We start from the raw sequence: 17,733 nt of genomic DNA, 5'->3' as shown, positions 1-17,733 counted from the left end.
CCCCGCCCGGCCCGGTTCCCGCCATCCCCCCGGCCGGCCCGGCCCAGCCGGCCGCCGGCGCCGGTCAGGTCTCCCCGCCGAGATCGGTCTGGTACGCCTGCCAGAGCAGGTCGGCGCCGCGTCGCCGGTGCCGGGCCAGCGCCCGCAGCAGGAGCGCGGCCCGGTCCAGCAGGGCGTCGACCGGCATCCCGGGCAGCTCGGCGGCCTCCTGGAGGCCGGCGAGGGCGGCCGCGATGAGGTCGTGCTCGCGGGTCAGCAGGCGGACGCCCCGGTACAGCCGCGGAGCGTGCGCGAGCAGTTCGGCGTACAGGCCGCTCGGCCCCTCGGTGAGCTGGACGTGCTCGGCGAAGCCCTGCCGTACCGGAGCCAGCCGCAGCGCCACGAGTTCCCGGAACCGGGGCTCCGCGGGCGGGCCGGCCAGCGCACAGGCCAGGGCGTGGACGTCGGCGGCCAGACTGGCCCGGTGGGCGACGTGCGGGCGGACCGCCTCGAAGACGGTTGACGGTTGCTGGATCGGACCGGTGACCATGGGGCACCTCCCCGCGCTGCGTCTGACCGCGTACAGCGATGGTGGACCCGGCGGGGGCCGGTGTCCAGGGTGCGGGGTCGCCTCATCCGTCCCTGCTGCCCCGCTGTTCCCGCAGGTCACAGCGGCCCCAGCGGGAACACCCGAGGACAGAGCCGGAGACGACTGTGCGCCCCGGTCCGGTGGACCGGGGCGCACAGGTCAGGTGGTGGAGGTGCCGGGAATCGAACCCGGGTCCTTCGCCGCCTTGTCAGGGCTTCTCCGAGCGCAGCTCGCTGTGCCTCTACTCGGCCCCTCCGATCACGCGAGCGAGTCGGTGTGACGGGCCCAGTCGCTGATTGATCTCGCCGCACGGACCCCGCGACCGGGTCCGATTGGCCAGCCTCCTAGCTGATGCCGGCTAACTGGGTCGAAGGCACTCCCAGGCCGACAGACTTGCTACTCGCCTCAGGCGGCGAGAGCGAAGTCAGCGCGATTCTGCTTGGCGCTTATTGTTTTCCGACGAACGATTCACGAGACGACGTCGGCTTCCTCGGCTCGCTTCCCCTGCCGCAACGTACGAAGTCGAAACCAGTCACCCCCTCGAAGGGCCGCCCCTGTCGGCGGCACCATCAAGACTAACGCCTGCCACAACCGGATTCATCCCGAGGCCGGGCCGGCACGCCGACCCGGACGAACGGGTACAGATCACTCACCCATGCCCTTGCCGCGCCGGCCGACGGCCCGGGCGATCTCCCGGTCCGCGTCCCGCTTGGCGAGGTCCTGCCGCTTGTCGTACGACTTCTTGCCCTTGGCCAGAGCGATCTCCACCTTGGCCCAGCCGTCGGAGAAGTAGACCTGCAACGGCACCATGGTCAGGCCGCCCTCGCGGGTCTTGCCGATCAGCCGGTCGATCTCCAGCCGGTTGAGCAGCAGCTTGCGGGTACGCCGGGGCTCGTGGTTGGTCCAGGTGCCCTGGGTGTACTCCGGGATGTGCATCCCGTGCAGGTAGAGCTCGCCGTTGCGCTCCTGGGCGAACGCGTCGACCAGCGACGCCCGCCCGGCCCGCAGCGACTTGACCTCGGTGCCGGTCAGCGCCATGCCCGCCTCGTAGGTGTCGAGGATCGAGTAGTCGTGCCGGGCCTTCTTGTTGGAGGCGACGACCTTGCGTCCCTTTTCCCGTGGCATCGGCGCCACCCCCTTTCCAGGTGACCCGTGACCGGTCCGGCCGGCCGCGGGGCGGAGATCATGCTACCCGAACCACAAGGGCCCTCCCGCGCCGTTTATTCCGGCGCGGGAGGGCCCTCGGAGAGCCGTACGGTAACTAGACCCGCAGGTAGAAGCGGAGCGTGACCCAGGCGGTGACCGCGCTGACGACGCCGCCGACGCCGGCCATCAGCGGGAACATCAGGGCGATGTCGCCCCACGAGATCGGGGTGATCAGGCCCTCCAGCGCGGCCAGCGAGCCGCCGCCGGCGGCGAACTTCAGCGCGGCCAGCGCGACCAGGCCGAAGATCGAGCCGATCAGGCCGGCGACCACGGCCTCCAGCACGAACGGTGCCTGGATGAACCAGTTGGAGGCGCCGACCAGCTTCATGACCGCGACCTCACGCCGCTTGCTGTAGGCGGCCACCTGGATGGTGTTGGCGACCAGGAGCAGCGCGGCGACGGCCATCACGACAGCGATCGCCAGCGCGAAGTTCTGGATCCCGGTGAGTACCCCGAAGACCTTGTCCAGCAGGCGGCTCTGGTCGACGATCTCGTCGACCCCCTCGGCGTCCTTGTACTGGTCGTAGATGTTCTTGTACTGCTCCGGGTTGTTCAGCTTGAGCCGGAACGACTCGGGAAGGCTGTCGGCCTTGACGGCGCTGAGCAGGTCGGGAGCGTCCTGGAACATCTCCTGGAAGCTCTTGTACGCCTCTTCCTTGTTGACGTAGAACGCCTCCTTCACCAGGGGGTCGCTCTTCAGCTTCGCGTCCAGCGCGTCCCGCTGCTCCGGGGTGACCTCCTGGTCCAGGAAGATCGAGACCTCGACGTTCTCGTAGTAGAGGTCCTTCATGTCGCCGACCTTCTGGTACAGCAGGCCGCTGGCGCCGAGCATGAACAGCGACACCGCCATGGTGATGATCATGGCGATCGTCATGGTGACGTTGCGCCACAGTCCGACCAGTACCTCGGACAGGACGTACTTCATCCGCATCGGGAATTCCTCCGGCTCTCCGGCGTGAGGTGTTCGTCGTCAGGTCGTACGGCTGAGGGTGGTCGGTCGGCTCACCCGTAGACGCCGCGGGCCTGGTCGCGCACGATGCGGCCGCTCTCGATCTCGATGACCCGGCGGCGCATCTGGTTCACGATGTTGGAGTCGTGCGTGACCATCACGACGGTCGTGCCGGTGCGGTTGATCCGGTCCAGCAGGCGCATGATCTCGATCGAGGTGTCCGGGTCCAGGTTTCCGGTGGGCTCGTCCGCCAGCAGGATCAGCGGCCGGTTCACGAACGCCCGGGCGACGGCGACCCGCTGCTGCTCACCACCGGAGAGCTCGTGCGGGTAGCGGTGCTCCTTGCCACCGAGCCCGACCAGCTCCAGCACCTCCGGCACCACCCGGCGGGCGACCGCCTTGGTCTTGCCGATCACCTCGAGAGCGAACGCCACGTTCTCGTAGGCGGTGCGGTTCGGCAGCAGCCGGAAGTCCTGGAAGACGCAGCCGATCGAGCGGCGGAAGTGGGGTCGCTTCCAGGACCGCATCGAGGTGACGTCCTTGCTGTTCACGATGACCCGGCCCTTGTTCGGGGTGACCTCGTGCAGCAGCAACTTGATGATGGTGGACTTGCCGGAGCCGGATGGACCGATGAAGAAGACGAACTCGCCCTTCTCGATCGAGACGGACACGTTGTCGAGCGAAGGCCGGGACGCCTTCGGGTACGTCTTCGTCACTTGCTCAAGCTGAATCACGGGTGGTGAGTCTACGCGGTGTAACCAGAGAGCCAAGCCCCACGCCCCGCGGTTGCGAGGCGAGTCATCAATCTAGGGCGTATCGGGAAGATCGACGAAGCGCTCCGCCCGCGACCGATCACGCACTGTCGCCGGCGAGCTGCTGCTGCTTACGCCACCGGATACCGGCCTCGATGAAGTCGTCCAGATCGCCGTCGAAGACCGACGACGGATTGCCGGTCTCCTGCTCGGTTCGGAGATCCTTCACCATCTGATACGGGTGCAGGACGTACGACCGCATCTGGTCGCCCCACGAGCCGGCCGCGTCCGTCTTCAGGCCCTGGAGCTTGGCCTGCTCCTCCTGCCGCTTGCGCTCCAGCAGCCGGGCCTGGAGCACCCGCAGCGCGGAGGCCTTGTTCTGCAACTGGGACTTCTCGTTCTGGCAGGTGACCACGATGCCGGTCGGGATGTGGGTGATCCGCACCGCCGAGTCGGTGGTGTTCACGCTCTGCCCGCCCGGGCCGGAGGAGCGGTAGACGTCGATCCGCATCTCGTTCTCGGGGATGTCGATGTGGTCGGTCTGCTCCACCACCGGCAGCACCTCGACGCCGGCGAAGCTGGTCTGCCGCCGGCCCTGGTTGTCGAACGGGCTGATCCGGACCAGCCGGTGGGTGCCCGACTCGACGCTGAGCGTGCCGTAGGCGTAGGGGACCTTGACCGCGAAGGTGGCCGACTTCAGGCCCGCCTCCTCGGCGTACGAGGTCTCGTAGACCTCGGTCGGGTAGCCGTGCCGCTCCGCCCAGCGCAGGTACATCCGCAGCAGCATCTCGGCGAAGTCCGCGGCGTCCACGCCACCGGCGCCGGCCCGGATGGCGACCAGCGCCTCCCGGGAGTCGTACTCGCCGGAGAGCAGGGTGCGGACCTCCATCTCCTGGATGGCCTTGGTCAGCCCGGTGATCTCGGACTCGACCTCAGTCAGCACGCTCGGGTCGGACTCCGCCTCGGACAGCTCCAGCAGCACCCCGGCGTCGTCGAGCCGGGAGCGGAGGCTGGAGAGCTTGCCGATCTCGCCGTTGACGTACGACAGCTGCGAGGTGACCTGCTGGGCCCGGGCCTGGTCGTCCCAGAGGTCGGGGGCGGACGCCTCCTGCTCCAGGCGGGCCTTGTCCGCGCGGAGCCGGTCGATGTCGAGCACCGACTCGATGTTGCGCAGGGTGGCGTCGAGTTCCTTGAGCTGTTCGGCGTAATCGGCAGCGGTCACGACTGACAAGCGTACTGCGCGAGCGAGGAGTGAGCTTGCGAGCCCCGCAGTCGCGCGCCAATTCGGCACCGCGCGAGCGAGGAGTGAGCTTGCGAGCCCCGCAGTCGCGCGCCAATTCGGCACCGCGCGGGGGCGGGATCGGCGTGCGGGCCCCGCGGTTGGGGGCGGGCGGGTCGGCCGGCGGTCACCCGACGGGGGCGCTCTTGAGCCACGACAGGGCGGCCTTGTGGTACGCCACGGCGAACTCCAGCGCGCTGGCGTCGTACGTCTCGCCCTCCTTCTTGGCGTTCTTGACCTGCTCCCGGACCCGGGCGAGGGCCTCGGTGTGGTACTCGTTCGCCGCCGCCTGGAGGTTCTTGAGCTGGCTGGGCGAGTGCAGGTCGCCGAAGGCGATACGCAGCGCTATCGGGTTGCGGATGGTGTCCCGGCCGGGATCCTCCGCGAGCCAGCGGGAGAACGTCCGTTTTCCGGCTGCCGTGATCGCGTACGGCTGGCTCATGCGCGGGCCGGGCTTGCCCATCCGGACGAGCCCGCGCTCGGCCAGCACCGGCAACTCGCGGTAGACCTGGCTGCGGGTCATCGACCAGTACGGCGCCAGCCGGCGCTCGGCGGCGGCCATCAACTGGCCACCTGTCATGGGGCCCTCGTGGAGCAGCCCGAGCAGGGCCGCCGCCGTGGGGTTGACTCCGGAATCCGCCATGCCCCTCACGCTGCCACTTTGCCGACCCTCCGTCCAGGATTTCACGGTTTCGCCACCCGGTAGGGGTTCCTATGTGCACTGTCGGCGCGAGACAGTCCCTGCCGGAGTTGTCGATGTCTTACAGCCGGCTGCGCAACTCCCACAGCTCCGGGTAGAACCGGGTCTCCACCCGGGAGCGCAGGTACGCGCCGCCGGCCGAGCCGCCGGTGCCCGGTTTGGTGCCGATCTGCCGTTCGGCCATCAGCACGTGCCGGGCCCGCCACAGCGAGAACGCCTGGTCGTGGGCGACCAGCGCCTCGGCGAGGTCCCACAGTGCGCCGAACCGCTCCCGGTCCGCCGCGATGGCGGCGTACGCGGCGAAGCGCGCCTCCGCCGTAGCCACGTCGAAGCCGGCCCGGTCGAGCACGGCCAGGAAACCGTCCCAGAGGCTCGGCTCGGCCAACCGGCGCTCCAGCCGCTCCCGCTCCGGGGCGGCCAGCCCCCGGAACCGGCGCAGGAAGTCCGGGTCCTTCAGGCCGGAGAGGAACTCGATCTCCCGGAACTGCACCGACTGGAAGCCGGACGCCGGGGCGAGCTTGGTGCGGAAGACCAGGAAGTCCTGCGGGGTCATCGTGTCGATCACGTCGACCTGGCCGATCAGCACCCGCTCCACCACGTGGCAGCGCTCCAGCCGGATCCGGGGCAGGTAGGTCTCGCCGGCCAGCAGCCGGTCCCGGGCGTCGGTCAGCTCGGACAGCAGCAGCTTGAACCAGAGCTCGTAGACCTGGTGGATGGTGATGAAGAGCAGCTCGTCGTGGGAGGCCGGGTCGGACTCCGGCACCTGCGCGGCGAGCAGGTCGGTCAGTCGGAGGTAGTCGCTGTAGGTGAGCAGGCCACCCTGCTCACCGAACCGGGGGTCGTACGCGGGGGTGGGGTGGCTCATCGCGCCACGCTACCGCCGCGTCCGGACTCCCGCCGACCGCCGACCGAGCGGCCGGACCGGAGCCCGCCGGCGGCGCGCAACACGTGCCGCCGGCGGGCTGCCGCCGGTTCAGCCCATGTGGGGGTACGTGTGGTCGGTCGGCGGGACGAAGGTCTCCTTGATCGTCCGCGGCGACATCCAGCGCACCAGGTTGTGCCAGGAGCCGGCCTTGTCGTTGGTGCCGCTGGCCCGGGCGCCGCCGAACGGCTGCTGCCCGACCACGGCCCCGGTCGGCTTGTCGTTGATGTAGAAGTTGCCCGCCGCGTACCGCATCTTCTCCGCCACCGCGTCGACCACCTGGCGGTCGGTCGCGAAGATCGAGCCGGTCAGCGCGTACGGGGCGATCGACTCGGCCTGCGCGACCACCTCGTCGAACCGGGCGTCGTCGAAGACGTGCACGCCGAGGATCGGGCCGAAGTACTCGGTGGTGAAGGTCTCGTGGGCCGGGTCGGTGCACTCGAACAGGGTGGGCCGGACGAAGTAGCCGACCGAGTCGTCGGCGGTGCCGCCGGCGATGATCCGGCAGGTGTCGTCCCCGCTGATCAGCTCCAGCGCGGCGGTGTGCCGGTCGAACGCCTTGGCGTCGATCACCGCGCCACCGAAGTTGCTGAAGTCGGTGACGTCACCGTAGGTGAGGGCGTCGGCGGTGGCGGCCAGCCGGTCGCGCAGCCCACCCTCCCAGATCGACCGCGGCACGTACGCCCGCGACGCCGCCGAGCACTTCTGGCCCTGGTACTCGTAGGCGCCCCGGATCAGGGCGGTGTGCAGGGCGTCCACGTCGGCGCTGGAGTGCGCGACGACGAAGTCCTTGCCGCCGGTCTCGCCGACCAGCCGGGGGTAGCCCCGGTAGCGGGAGATGTTGTCGCCGACGGTCTTCCACAGGTGCTGGAAGACCTTGGTGGAGCCGGTGAAGTGGATGCCGGCCAGGTCGGGGTCGGCCAGCACCACGTCGGAGACCTCCTCGCCCCGCCCGGTGACCATGTTGATCACACCGGGCGGCAGGCCGGCCGCCTCGAACAGCCGCATGGTGAAGTGCGCGGCGAACTGCTGGGTCGGGCCCGGCTTCCAGACCACCGTGTTGCCGAGCAGGGCCGGCGCCGAGGGCAGGTTGCCGGCGATCGCCGTGAAGTTGAACGGGGTGATCGCGTAGACGAACCCCTCCAGCGGCCGGTGGTCGAACCGGTTCCAGGTGCCCGGCGAGGAGAGCGGCTGCTCGGCGAGGAGCCGGCGCGCGAAGTGCACGTTGAACCGGAGGAAGTCGATGAACTCGCAAGCCGAGTCGATCTCGGCCTGGATGGCGGTCTTGGACTGGCCCAGCATGGTGGCCGCGTTCAGGGTGTCCCGCCAGGGGCCGGCCAGCAGCTCGGCGGCGCGCAGGAAGATCGCCGCGCGCTCCTCGAACGGCAACGCCCGCCACATCGGGGCGGCGTCCTTGGCGGCCTTGACCGCCGCGCGCGCGTCGTCGTGGGTGGCGTGCGCGGTGACCCCCAGCACGTGCGCGTGCTTGTGCGGCTGGACCACGTCGATCGACTCGCCGCCCGCCATCCGCTGCTCGCCGGCGATGGTCATCGGCAGGTCGATGCGCTCGGCCGCCAGCTCGGCCAGCCGCCGTTGGAGCCGTTCCCGGTCGGCGCTGCCCGGCTCGTAGTTGCGTACCGGCTCGTTGCGGGGCTCGGGTACGGAGAACACGGCGTCCATCAAGGCTCCTGGCGATCTCGACAGCGGTGGCGAAACCGGACCCGCTGGCGCGCGGCCGGGTGACCTGCGCCGGAACGCCGCGCGGCGGTAGCCGGTCGCGGCGGCGGGACCGAGCCCAATCTTCCCACGCGACCCCCTCCCCACCACCCTCCCCCGGACCCCTGCCCGTTGCTCGCGGGGTGGGGGCTCGGGATGCGCGCCGGTCCCGACCCCGACCCATCGATCACCGCGGCGGCCGGGGGACGGCGGCGGGACGGGTGGGGTGGGTGAGCGCGTACGCTGGGGTGCCGGTGACCTGCCTGCCCCGGCCCGGCCGACCGCCCGGATGCCGGCCCGCCTCGAAGGGGAGACGATGACCAAGCAGCCCGGCGGCTCCGCGGCCGCGGAGTCGGACCAGCCGGTGGCCGACGACCCCACCACGGCTGCTGGATCCGGCGCCTCCACGACCGGCGCGACCGCCGCCGCCGTCCAGCGGGCGACCGGAGCGGACCGGGCGGGCGAGGCCGGCGACCCCGACACGGCCGACGCCGACCGGGACGCGGCCACCGACGACGAGCCCGCCGCGGTGCGCGGGCCGGCGCCCGTGCCGGGGGCGGCGCTGCTCGCGCTGCTCGCCCTGGGCTGGCTGGCCGCCATGCTCTGGTCGACCCGTGAGGCGATCACCTCGGCGGCGGCCGGGGTCACCGCGATCAGCCTCTCCGCGTTCGCGCTGCCCGGGGTGATCTCCGCCGCGCTGGTCGCCGGGGCCGCCTTCGCCCTCTTCGGCGTCGACCTGCTCGGTCACCGGGTCGGCGACCGGGCCACCCTGCGCTTCCTCGCGGCGATCGGCGCCGGCCTGTTGATCGGGCTGGCCACCGCGTTCGCGATCAACCTGACCTACGCCGACAACGCGACCACCAACGTGATCGCCGGCACCAGCGCCGCCGCGGCGATCATCGGCGGGGCCGCCGCCGGCGCGCGCAGCGCCCCGACCGTCGGCGCGGTGGTGGCCGCCGCGCTCGGCACGCTGGTCTTCGTGGTGGCGTTCAGCCGGGCCCGCGACCCGCTGTTCGACCTCTTCGGGGCCGGGGACACCCAGGAGTCCCTGGTGAACGCGGCCAAGTGGGTGTCGCGTACCGAGTCGCTGCTCGCCGGGGTGGTCGCCGGCCTGCTCGCCTTCGGCTACCTGGCCTGGGCGCGCCGCCGGGCCGCCCGGCGGGACCCGGACGCCCCGGCGCTGCGCTGGCCGGCGTACCTGGCGGCCGGGGCCGGCCCGGGCCTGCTGCTGCTCGTCGCCGAGGTGATCATCCGGGTCGGCGGGCGCTCCCTGCTCGACCTGGCCGCCGCGCTGAGCGAGGCGGACGCGGTGGCCCAGACGTCGCTGGGCACCTCGCGGGTGGACAACGGCATCTGGGTGCTCTTCGTGGGCGCGCTGACCGCGCTGATCGCGTTCGGCCGCACGCTCGGCCCGGCCGCCGGCGACGACGAGCCGGTGGAGGTCACCGAGCGCTGACTCCGCCCGCCGTCAGCCGGCGGTACGCAGCAACAACTCCAGCTCGGTGACGTCGTACCACTCCAGCTCGTGGTCCTCGGCGCCGTCGACGGTGAACTGCGCGTCCGGGTCACCGGCGAGCGCCTCGGCGACCACCTCCGCGGCGGCGGCCACGTCCTCGGTCGCCTCCGACCCGTCCACGTGGATCGCCGCGACGGCGTCGATCGGCACCGGCCGGGTCAGCTCGACCGCGCTCGACCCCAGCTCGCCGTCGCCCCGCCCGACCGCGGCGGCCGGCAGGTCGGCCGAGACCACCACCCGGCGGCGGGGCGCGTCCGGGTCGGCCCGGAGCAGCTGCAACGCGTCCTGGGCGGCACGGGTGAAGGCGACGTACTCCAGCTCCTCCTCGTCGCCCTCGGCGTACCACTCCCGCAGGGCCGGGGTCACCGCGTGCGCCCGCTCCGCGCTGAGCCCCTGCTCGCGCAGCCGGGCCAGGATCGGGACGGTCGCCGGCACGTACACCCGGACAAGGTCGTCGGTCACCGGTGTCTCCCTGCTGAGATCCTCCGCCGGCGTCCACCGGCCCGGGCGCCGATCATGCCGTACGCCGTGACCGTCATACACCCCGCACCGCGCTGGTGGAAGTTCCGCCCCGGTGTGTCCCGCCCGGACGTCGCCCGGGCGGCCGGTCGGACGCTGGGCGGCGCGGGCGGGCGATGGCAAACTGAGCCAAACGACGCCAACCCCGGGAGTTTCCGTGGAGCCGAGGTTCCTGCTCCTCTCCGACGTGGCCGCCGAGCTGAACGTGTCGGATTCGCAGGTCTACCACATGGTGCGCAGCGGCGAACTGCCGGCGATCAAGATCGGTGGGCGCGGCCAGTGGCGCGTGGAGCGCGCCCAACTGGAGGAGTACATCCAGCGCAAGTACGCGGAGACCGCCGAGTGGGTACGCAGCAACCCGCTCGCCGACCGCGACCATGAGTGACCCGACCAGTGCGCGGAGCCATTGACCACAGGCCTCGCCATGCCCAACAATGAGACTCGTTCGGAGGCAAACGAAGGCAAACGCAATAACAAGGGGGTAGCGCGATGACGGACTCCCGCCGACCCGGCCCGTCGCGACCGCCGGTGCGGCTGCGGCCCGCGCCCTCCTTCGAGCCGCCCTACGCCGACGAGGACGGCAGCCACTGGCCGTCGCCCGGGCCGGGCCAGCTCGCCCTCGACCTGTTCGAGGCGGCCCGCCGCGAGCCCGGCCGCCCGCCGGACCGGCGACTGCGGGCCGGGCCGACCCCCGCCCGCCCCGGTCGGCACGCCCCCGGCCCGCTGCCCCCCGGCGCCCTGGTGACCGCCACCCCGGAGGCGACCCGGGCCGCCCACCGGTTCGTCGGTACCTGCCTCGAAGTGCTCAACGGCTACCGCCCACCCGGCCAACTCCGGCCGCTGCTCGATCCGGGCCGGGCCGCCGAGCTGCTGCCCGAGCTGGCCCGGGCCGGCACGCGGACGGGCCCGGTACGCCGCCGGTCCACCCGGCCCGCGGTGCGGCTGCGCCGGCTGCGGGTCTGCGAACCCCGGGCCGCCGCCGTCGAGGTGGCCGCGGTGCTGGCCGGCGGCAACGGCCACACCTGGGCAATGGCGCTGCGCCTGGAACACCGCCGCGGCGCCTGGCTCTGCACCGCCCTCCAGGTTCTCTGACCCGGGCCCCCACCCCGGCCGCGGGCGGCCACCTGTTGATCCGCTCCGGATGCGGCACGCCGGGGCTTCCCCGCGATGGAAGACCACCAGATGCCGCACGCCGCGTGGGTCACCCGGTGTCGCCGTAACCGGTCGTCGGTCCCGCCGGCTCGGCGGCCGCTGGACCGCCCGGGGCGTCCACCTGGCTCGGTCGGTGGACGTCCCGGGTCTCCAGCTCTCCGCACGGCCGGCCGGGTGCGGATGGACCCGGGAACGCCGACGGGCCCCGGCCAGGTCGGCCGGGGCCCGTCGGGGCGACTGTCGGATCAGGCGCCGCCGTTGGGGGCACCGTGGCAGCGCTTGTACTTGCGGCCGGAACCGCACGGGCAGGGCGCGTTGCGGGACGGGCCGTTGCTCGCCTCCGCCTGCCCCGGGGCGGCCCGCCGGGCCGAGTTCGACGCCACGGCCGGGCCGCGCAGCCCGCTCGTCGGACGCTGCGGGGCGCTCGGCGCGGTGGTGCCCGGCCCGGCCGGGGCGGCCTTCGCGCCACGCCCGATGCCCAGCGCCGGCGCCTGCTCGTCGGCCTGCTCGACGGCCACCGAGCCGCGGCCGGCCTCGCCGTCGATGGTCGGCGCGGAGTACTGCAGGCCCTGCTGCTGGGGCGCCCGGTTCAGGCCCTTGGCCCGGATCTCCACCGGCTTGTCGAGCAGCTTGACCTCTTCGGCCTCCGGCTCCGGCTCGGCGACCTGGACCTCCAGGTTGAACAGGAAGCCGACCGTCTCCTCCTTGATGCCGTCCATCATGGTGGCGAACATGTCGAAGCCCTCGCGCTGGTACTCGATCACCGGGTCGCGCTGGGCGTACGCCCGCAGGTTGATGCCCTCCTGCAGGTAGTCCATCTCGTAGAGGTGCTCACGCCACTTGCGGTCGATCACCTGGAGCAGCACCATCCGCTCCAGCTGGCGTACCGCCTCCTCGCCGAGCTGCTCCTCCCGCCGGTCGTACGCGGCGTGCGCGTCCTCCTTGAGGCGGGACATCAGGAAATCGGCGTCCATGCCGGCCCGGGAACCGCCGGCCTCCTCCTCCAGCTCCTCGATCGTGACGCCGACCGGGTAGAGCTGCTTGAGGCTGGACCAGAGCTGCTCGAGGTCCCAGTCCTCGCCGTAGCCCTCGGCGGTGGCCCCCTGCACGTACGCCTCGACGACGTCGTCGATCATGTTGCGGACCTGGTCGGAGAGGTCCTCGCCGTTGAGCACCCGGAGACGCTCGGCGTAGATCACCGTGCGCTGCTTGTTCAGCACCTCGTCGTACTTCAGGACGTTCTTGCGGATCTCGGCGTTCTGGCCCTCGATCTGGGCCTGCGCGTTCTTGATCTGCCGGGTGACCATCTTCGACTCGATGGGCACGTCCTCCGGGATGTTGAAGCGGTCCATGACCGCCTCGACCGCGCCGGAGCGGAACCGCTTCATCAGCTCGTCCTGCAGGGACAGGTAGAACCGGGACTCGCCCGGGTCACCCTGCCGGCCGGAACGACCGCGCAGCTGGTTGTCGATCCGCCGGGACTCGTGCCGCTCGGTGCCCAGCACGTAGAGGCCGCCGGCGGCGGCCACCTCCTCCGCCTCGGCGTCGCAGGCCTGCTTCCACTTGGGCAGGACCTCCTCCATCGCCTTGGCGTACTCCTCCTCGTGCTCGATCGGGTCGAGGCCGCGCTGGCGCAGCTCGCTCGCGGCGAGGAACTCGGGGTTGCCGCCGAGCAGGATGTCGGTGCCCCGGCCGGCCATGTTGGTGGCCACCGTGACCGCGCCCTTGCGCCCGGCCTGGGCGACGATCTCGGCCTCCCGGGCGTGGAACTTGGCGTTCAGCACCGAGTGCGGGATGCCCCGGCGGCGCAGCAGCTGGGAGAGGATCTCGGAGTTCTCCACCGAGACGGTGCCCACCAGCACCGGCTGCCCGGCCTCGTGCCGCTCGGCGATGTCCTCCACCACGGCGTTGAACTTGGCCTTCTCGGTCTTGTAGATGACGTCCGGGCGGTCCTGCCGGATCATCGGCCGGTGGGTCGGGATGGTCACCACGCCGACCTTGTAGACCTTGTTGAACTCGCCCGCCTCGGTCTGGGCGGTACCGGTCATGCCGGAGAGCTTCTCGTAGAGGCGGAAGTAGTTCTGGAGGGTGATGGTGGCCAGGGTCTGGTTCTCCTGCTTGATCTCCACCCCCTCCTTGGCCTCGATCGCCTGGTGCATGCCCTCGTTGTAGCGGCGGCCGTGCAGGATGCGGCCGGTGAACTCGTCGACGATGAGGACCTCGCCGTCGCTGACGATGTAGTCCTTGTCGCGCTTGTAGAGCTCCTTGGCCTTGATCGCGTTGTTCAGGTAGCCGACCAGCGGGGTGTTCACCGACTCGTACAGGTTGTCGATGCCGAGCCGGTCCTCGACCTTGGCCACGCCGCGCTCGGTGACCGCGATGGTCCGCTTGGCGTAGTCGACCTCGTAGTCGCCCTCGCCGTCCTTGCCGGGCTGGAGCCGGGCCACCACCGCGGCGAACTCGCCGTACCAGCGGGCGGAGTGCTCGGCCGGGCCGGAGATGATCAGCGGGGTCCGGGCCTCGTCGATCAGGATCGAGTCGACCTCGTCGACCACGGCGAAGTTGTGCCCGCGCTGGACCAGTTCCTCCCGGGACCAGGCCATGTTGTCGCGCAGGTAGTCGAAGCCGAACTCGTTGTTGGTGCCGTAGGTGATGTCGCACTCGTACGCGGCCCGGTGCTCGCTGGCCGGCCGGTTGGGCAGCACCACGCCGACGGTGAGGCCGAGGAACTCGTGCACCCGGCCCATCCAGGCGGCGTCGCGCTGGGCCAGGTAGTCGTTGACCGTGACCACGTGCACGCCCTTGCCGGAGAGCGCGTTGAGGTAGACCGGCATGACCGAGGTCAGGGTCTTGCCCTCACCGGTCTTCATCTCGGCGATGTTGCCGAAGTGCAGCGCCGCGCCGCCCATCACCTGGACGTCGTACGGGCGCTGGCCGAGCACCCGGGCGGCCGCCTCCCGGCACACCGCGAAGGCCTCGGGCAGCAGGTCGTCGAGGGTCTCGCCGTCGGCCAGCCGCTCCTTGAACTGCACGGTCATGTCGCGCAGTTCCTCGTCGGTGAGGTTGACGTAGTCGTCCTCGATCGAGTTGACGGCGGCGGCGATGGCCTTGAGCCGGCGCACCATACGGCCCTCGCCCGCGCGGAGGACCTTTTCCAGAATCGACACGGATCAACGCTCCCCTAGACAGTCTCGAACCATCGTAGGCGCTCCATCGGGGCGATGGTCACTGGTGGCGGCGGTCCGGCCCGGCGAAAACGACATAACGCGCAGCCGATCCGCCAGCGCCGGGATTATCCGTTACGCCGTCCGCGAACGATCCGGCACGATGGCCCGGTGGACCCCGTGGAGATCACCGAGGACGGCCTGTTGCTGCGCCCGTGGCAGGCCACCGACGCCGACGCCGTGCACCGGGCGTGCCAGGATCCGGACATCCAGCGCTGGACCACCGTACCTCGCCCGTACCGGCCCGAACACGCCAGCGCGTTCGTCACCGAGGTGGCGCCGGGCGACTGGGCGGCCGGCCGGGGTGCGCCGTTCGCGGTCTGCGACGCGGTCACCGGTGAGCTGCTGGGGTCGTGCGGGCTGGTCTCCATCGACCCCGTCCTGCGCTCCGGCGAGATCGGTTACTGGGTCGCCCCCTGGGCCCGCGGGCGCGGGGTCACCGTCCGGGCCGCCCGGGCGGTCGCCCGCTGGGCCTTCGACAGCCTCGAGCTGCGCCGGCTGATCTGGCAGGCCGAGGTCGGCAACCACGCGTCCCGGCTGGTGGCGCTCCGCACCGGGTTCCGGATCGAGGGGCGGCTGCGGCTGGCGGACCCGACCCCGGAGGGCGGCAACCAGGGCTGGATCGGCTCGCTGCTGCCCGGCGAGGTGCCGGCCCCCGGCAGCACCGGTCCCGCCGGCCCCGGCACCCTGGAGGCCCGGCGGGCCGCCGTCTTCGGCCGCCCGCAGCCGGTCCTCTTCGCCACCGCCGGCGCCACCGAGCTACGGCTGCGCCCGGTGGAGGAACGCGACCTGGACGCCATCGTGGCCACCTGCCGAGACCCGGAGACGGTCCGCTGGACCACGGTGCCCGACCCGTACCAGCGCGAGCACGCCGAGGGGTTCCGCCGGGACGTCGCGGAGGCGGGCTGGGCGGGAGGCACCGGGGCGACGTACGCGATCGCCGACGCCGATGACCGGTACGCCGGCTCGATCGACCTGCGCGTCTCCCCGGCCGACCCGCTGGTGGCCGACGTCGGCTTCATGACCGCCCCGCACGCCCGGGGCCGGGGCTACCAGCCGGCCGCGCTCGCCGCGCTCTGCGCCTGGGGCTTCGCCACGCTCGGCCTGGCCCGCGTCGAGTGGCGGGCCGACGTGGGCAACACCGCCTCCCGCCGGGTCGCCGAGAAGGCCGGCTTCACCGTCGAGGGCACCGCCCGGGGCGGGGTCAACCACCGCGGCCAGCGGCTGGACGTCTGGGTCGCCGGGCTGCTCGCCGAGGACCTGACGTGACGCCGAAGGTCATCGAGGCGTACGGGGTGCGGTTGCGGGAGAACCGGGCGGACGACGTCGCCGACACCGCCGCCGCCTGCGCCGACCCGTTGACCCAGCGCTTCATCTCCGGCCTGCCGTCGCCGTACACCGAGGCGGACGCCCGCTGGTGGGTCACCGAGGGGGCGCCCGCGGCCTGGGCCAGCGGCGGGGCCGCCTACGTGGTGGCCGACCCGGACACCGACCGGCTGCTCGGCGCGGTCGGGCTGAGCCACCCGGTGCCCTACCGGAGCCAGGCCGAGATCGGCTACTGGGTGGCGCCGTGGGCGCGCGGGCGGGGCGTGGCCAGCGCGGCGACCCGGGCGCTGGCGGAGTACGCGTTCGCCACCGGGACCGCCCGGCTGGAACTGTTCACCCACGAGGAGAACACCGCCAGCCAGCGGGTCGCGCTCGCCGCCGGCTTCCGCTACGAGGGCGTACGCCGCGCCGCCAGCCCGAACCGTGACGGCGGTCGGCACGACCTGCTCGCCTGGGTACGCCTCGCCGGCGACCCGCCCGGACCGGCCCCGCGCCCGCTGCCCGACCTGGCCGACGGCCGGCTCACCGACGGCGCGGTGACCCTGCGCCGGCTCGCCCCGGACGACGCGGACCTGATGTTCCGGCTGCACACGCTGCCCGAGGTGGTGGCGAACCAGGCACCACCCGTGCCGCCCACCCGGGACGCGATCGAGCGGCGTTGCCGACTCTCGGAGAGCGCCTGGCTCACCGGCGTCATCGCGCGGCTGCTGATCGTCGACGCGACCACCGGCGAACCGCTGGGCAGCTGCGGATTGTCGTACACCGACCTGCCGGCGGGTGAGGCGAGCCTCGGCTACGCGCTGCTGCCGGCCGCGCGGGGTCGCGGCCTCGCCACCCGGGCCGTCCGGCTGCTCGCCGGCTGGGCGTTCGGTCCGGCCGGCATCGCCCGGCTGACCGCCGGCACCATGCCCGACAACATCGCCTCGCACCGGGTGCTGGAGAAGGTCGGGTTCCGCCGCGAGGGGCTGCTGCGCGGGCGGCTGCCCGGCCTGGCCGGAACGCGGATCGACGACCTGGTCTTCGGCCTGCTGCCGGAGGAGCTGCGCTGACCCGCGCGGTCGGCGGGGGCGGTGCCGCCGCCGGCGACCGCGGACCGTCGTGCGGTGCGGAACGGCCGCGCGGCCGGGGGGGGGGGGGGGGGGGGGGGGGCCCCCCCCCGCCGCCCGCGCACCGCCGCGGGGTGCGCCCCGGCCGCGCGGCGGGGGGTGGGGGCGGGGGGGGGCCCCCACCACGACGGCGCTCGACTGCTCAGATCGCCAGCGAGATGATCCCGTAGTCGTAGGCGTGCCGGCGGTAGACGACGCTCGGCCGGCCGGACTCCTTGTCCTGGAACAGGTAGAAGTCGTGGCCGACGAGTTCCATCTGGAACAGCGCGTCGTCGACGGTCATCGGCTCGGCGGGGTGCACCTTCTCCCGCGCGATGTGCCAGGGCTGGTCGTCGTACTCGTCCTCGGTGTCGACCCGTTCGGCGACCGCGGTGGCGGTGGCCGCGCTGGCGCCGTTCACCGGGGCGGACAGCGGCGGGGCGTCGAGATCCGCCACGGGCAGGCCGGCGGTGGCGGCGGCCACGGAGAGCGGCGCGTGCCGACCCCGGTGGACCCGACGGCGGTCGGCCGCTCGGCGCAACCGGGTGTCGAGCTTGGCGATCGCCGCGTCGAGCGCGCTGTAGAAGTCGTTCGTGCACGCCTCGGCCCGGATCACCGGGCCACGGGACACGCAGGTTATCTCCACTCGCTGGCAGTGGTCCGCCTGGCGCGGGTTGCGCTCGTGGAACAGCTCCACATCGACCCGAATGAGTTTGTGATCGTAGCGTTCGATCTTCGCGAGTTTCTCCGCGACGTGCACCCGGTAATGGTCGGGAACTTCGACGTTCCGGCCCTTGACCACGATGTCCACGTGACCTC

16 protein-coding genes and 1 other RNA gene are annotated in these 17,733 nt (G+C 72.3%); 5 read left to right on the top strand and 12 right to left on the bottom strand.

The genetic code is table 11. The annotated features are described in order from the left end of the window. Nucleotides 1-64: 64 nt before the first annotated feature. From SM577_RS15830 to pruA, 9 genes are all read right to left on the bottom strand, one after another. Nucleotides 65-529, bottom strand: coding sequence for a hypothetical protein (locus SM577_RS15830; RefSeq protein WP_474587201.1), 465 nt, complete (start codon nucleotides 527-529; stop codon nucleotides 65-67). Between the two features lie 203 nt (nucleotides 530-732). Further along, nucleotides 733-1,108: a transfer-messenger RNA gene (gene ssrA / locus SM577_RS15825) on the bottom strand. 105 nt (nucleotides 1,109-1,213) lie between these two features. Then, entirely contained in the window at nucleotides 1,214-1,693 is a 480-nt protein-coding gene (gene smpB / locus SM577_RS15820) for an SsrA-binding protein SmpB (RefSeq protein ID WP_167181938.1), read from the bottom strand. Between the two features lie 136 nt (nucleotides 1,694-1,829). Then, nucleotides 1,830-2,705: a permease-like cell division protein FtsX gene (ftsX, locus tag SM577_RS15815; RefSeq protein WP_474582173.1), complete on the bottom strand. Its 876-nt coding sequence runs from the start codon at nucleotides 2,703-2,705 to the stop codon at nucleotides 1,830-1,832. A gap of 71 nt (nucleotides 2,706-2,776) precedes the next feature. Then, the gene (gene ftsE / locus SM577_RS15810) at nucleotides 2,777-3,457 is read right to left on the bottom strand and encodes a cell division ATP-binding protein FtsE (protein ID WP_109904753.1); all 681 of its coding nucleotides are present in this window, start codon (nucleotides 3,455-3,457) and stop codon (nucleotides 2,777-2,779) included. A 118-nt stretch (nucleotides 3,458-3,575) separates the two neighbouring features. Next, the gene (gene prfB / locus SM577_RS15805) at nucleotides 3,576-4,697 is read right to left on the bottom strand and encodes a peptide chain release factor 2 (protein WP_302918079.1); all 1,122 of its coding nucleotides are present in this window, start codon (nucleotides 4,695-4,697) and stop codon (nucleotides 3,576-3,578) included. A 184-nt stretch (nucleotides 4,698-4,881) separates the two neighbouring features. Continuing rightward, nucleotides 4,882-5,397: a PadR family transcriptional regulator gene (locus tag SM577_RS15800; protein WP_302918080.1), complete on the bottom strand. Its 516-nt coding sequence runs from the start codon at nucleotides 5,395-5,397 to the stop codon at nucleotides 4,882-4,884. Nucleotides 5,398-5,515: 118 nt separating this feature from the next. Then, entirely contained in the window at nucleotides 5,516-6,319 is an 804-nt protein-coding gene (locus SM577_RS15795) for a tryptophan 2,3-dioxygenase (protein ID WP_302918081.1), read from the bottom strand. Nucleotides 6,320-6,427: 108 nt separating this feature from the next. Then, nucleotides 6,428-8,056, bottom strand: a complete 1,629-nt coding sequence (gene pruA, locus SM577_RS15790; RefSeq protein WP_474582174.1) for an L-glutamate gamma-semialdehyde dehydrogenase — start codon at nucleotides 8,054-8,056, stop codon at nucleotides 6,428-6,430. A 352-nt stretch (nucleotides 8,057-8,408) separates the two neighbouring features. Between pruA and SM577_RS15785 the strand changes: the two genes are divergently transcribed. After that, nucleotides 8,409-9,548 carry a hypothetical protein gene (locus SM577_RS15785; protein WP_474587200.1) on the top strand — a complete coding sequence of 380 codons (1,140 nt, stop codon included), beginning with the start codon at nucleotides 8,409-8,411 and terminating at the stop codon, nucleotides 9,546-9,548. A gap of 12 nt (nucleotides 9,549-9,560) precedes the next feature. Here the strand turns inward: SM577_RS15785 and SM577_RS15780 are convergent, their stop codons facing one another. Continuing rightward, on the bottom strand, nucleotides 9,561-10,070 hold the full coding sequence (locus SM577_RS15780; protein WP_302918084.1) for a DUF6912 family protein: 510 nt from the start codon (nucleotides 10,068-10,070) through the stop codon (nucleotides 9,561-9,563). Between the two features lie 214 nt (nucleotides 10,071-10,284). On the opposite strand from SM577_RS15780, the gene SM577_RS15775 reads away from it, so the two are divergent. Both SM577_RS15775 and SM577_RS15770 read left to right on the top strand, forming a co-directional pair. After that, a complete protein-coding gene (locus SM577_RS15775) occupies nucleotides 10,285-10,512 on the top strand; it encodes a helix-turn-helix transcriptional regulator (protein WP_474582176.1) in 228 nt (75 codons plus the stop codon). 104 nt (nucleotides 10,513-10,616) lie between these two features. After that, on the top strand, nucleotides 10,617-11,219 hold the full coding sequence (locus SM577_RS15770; RefSeq protein ID WP_474587199.1) for an Rv3235 family protein: 603 nt from the start codon (nucleotides 10,617-10,619) through the stop codon (nucleotides 11,217-11,219). Between the two features lie 305 nt (nucleotides 11,220-11,524). Here the strand turns inward: SM577_RS15770 and secA are convergent, their stop codons facing one another. Next, entirely contained in the window at nucleotides 11,525-14,446 is a 2,922-nt protein-coding gene (secA, locus tag SM577_RS15765; protein WP_302918087.1) for a preprotein translocase subunit SecA, read from the bottom strand. Between the two features lie 168 nt (nucleotides 14,447-14,614). Here secA and SM577_RS15760 point away from each other — a divergent pair, with 168 nt between their 5' ends. Both SM577_RS15760 and SM577_RS15755 read left to right on the top strand, forming a co-directional pair. Beyond that, a complete protein-coding gene (locus SM577_RS15760) occupies nucleotides 14,615-15,772 on the top strand; it encodes a GNAT family N-acetyltransferase (RefSeq protein ID WP_474582178.1) in 1,158 nt (385 codons plus the stop codon). After that, nucleotides 15,769-16,878 (top strand): GNAT family N-acetyltransferase, encoded by a 1,110-nt coding sequence (locus SM577_RS15755; RefSeq protein WP_474587198.1) that lies wholly within the window; start codon nucleotides 15,769-15,771, stop codon nucleotides 16,876-16,878. Before SM577_RS15760 ends, SM577_RS15755 begins: the two co-directional genes overlap by 4 nt. Nucleotides 16,879-17,077: 199 nt before the next feature. On the opposite strand, the gene hpf is transcribed toward SM577_RS15755, so the two are convergent. Continuing rightward, nucleotides 17,078-17,725 (bottom strand): ribosome hibernation-promoting factor, HPF/YfiA family, encoded by a 648-nt coding sequence (hpf, locus tag SM577_RS15750; RefSeq protein WP_302918090.1) that lies wholly within the window; start codon nucleotides 17,723-17,725, stop codon nucleotides 17,078-17,080. Nucleotides 17,726-17,733 lie beyond the last annotated feature (8 nt).

This window comes from Micromonospora desertarenae (genome assembly GCF_056150265.1).
Note: the sequence above shows the minus strand (reverse complement) of the source record. Positions and strands in the feature narration are given on the sequence as shown.

Bases quoted from the DNA above. Each gene is read 5' to 3' on its own strand.
- smpB (WP_167181938.1), bottom strand. From the start codon at position 1,693: ATGCCACGGGAAAAGGGACGCAAGGTCGTCGCCTCCAACAAGAAGGCC.
- ftsX (WP_474582173.1), bottom strand. From the start codon at position 2,705: ATGCGGATGAAGTACGTCCTGTCCGAGGTACTGGTCGGACTGTGGCGC.
- SM577_RS15770 (WP_474587199.1), top strand. From the start codon at position 10,617: ATGACGGACTCCCGCCGACCCGGCCCGTCGCGACCGCCGGTGCGGCTG.
- SM577_RS15830 (WP_474587201.1), bottom strand. From the start codon at position 529: ATGGTCACCGGTCCGATCCAGCAACCGTCAACCGTCTTCGAGGCGGTC.
- SM577_RS15800 (WP_302918080.1), bottom strand. From the start codon at position 5,397: ATGGCGGATTCCGGAGTCAACCCCACGGCGGCGGCCCTGCTCGGGCTG.
- pruA (WP_474582174.1), bottom strand. From the start codon at position 8,056: ATGGACGCCGTGTTCTCCGTACCCGAGCCCCGCAACGAGCCGGTACGC.
- SM577_RS15785 (WP_474587200.1), top strand. From the start codon at position 8,409: ATGACCAAGCAGCCCGGCGGCTCCGCGGCCGCGGAGTCGGACCAGCCG.
- SM577_RS15795 (WP_302918081.1), bottom strand. From the start codon at position 6,319: ATGAGCCACCCCACCCCCGCGTACGACCCCCGGTTCGGTGAGCAGGGT.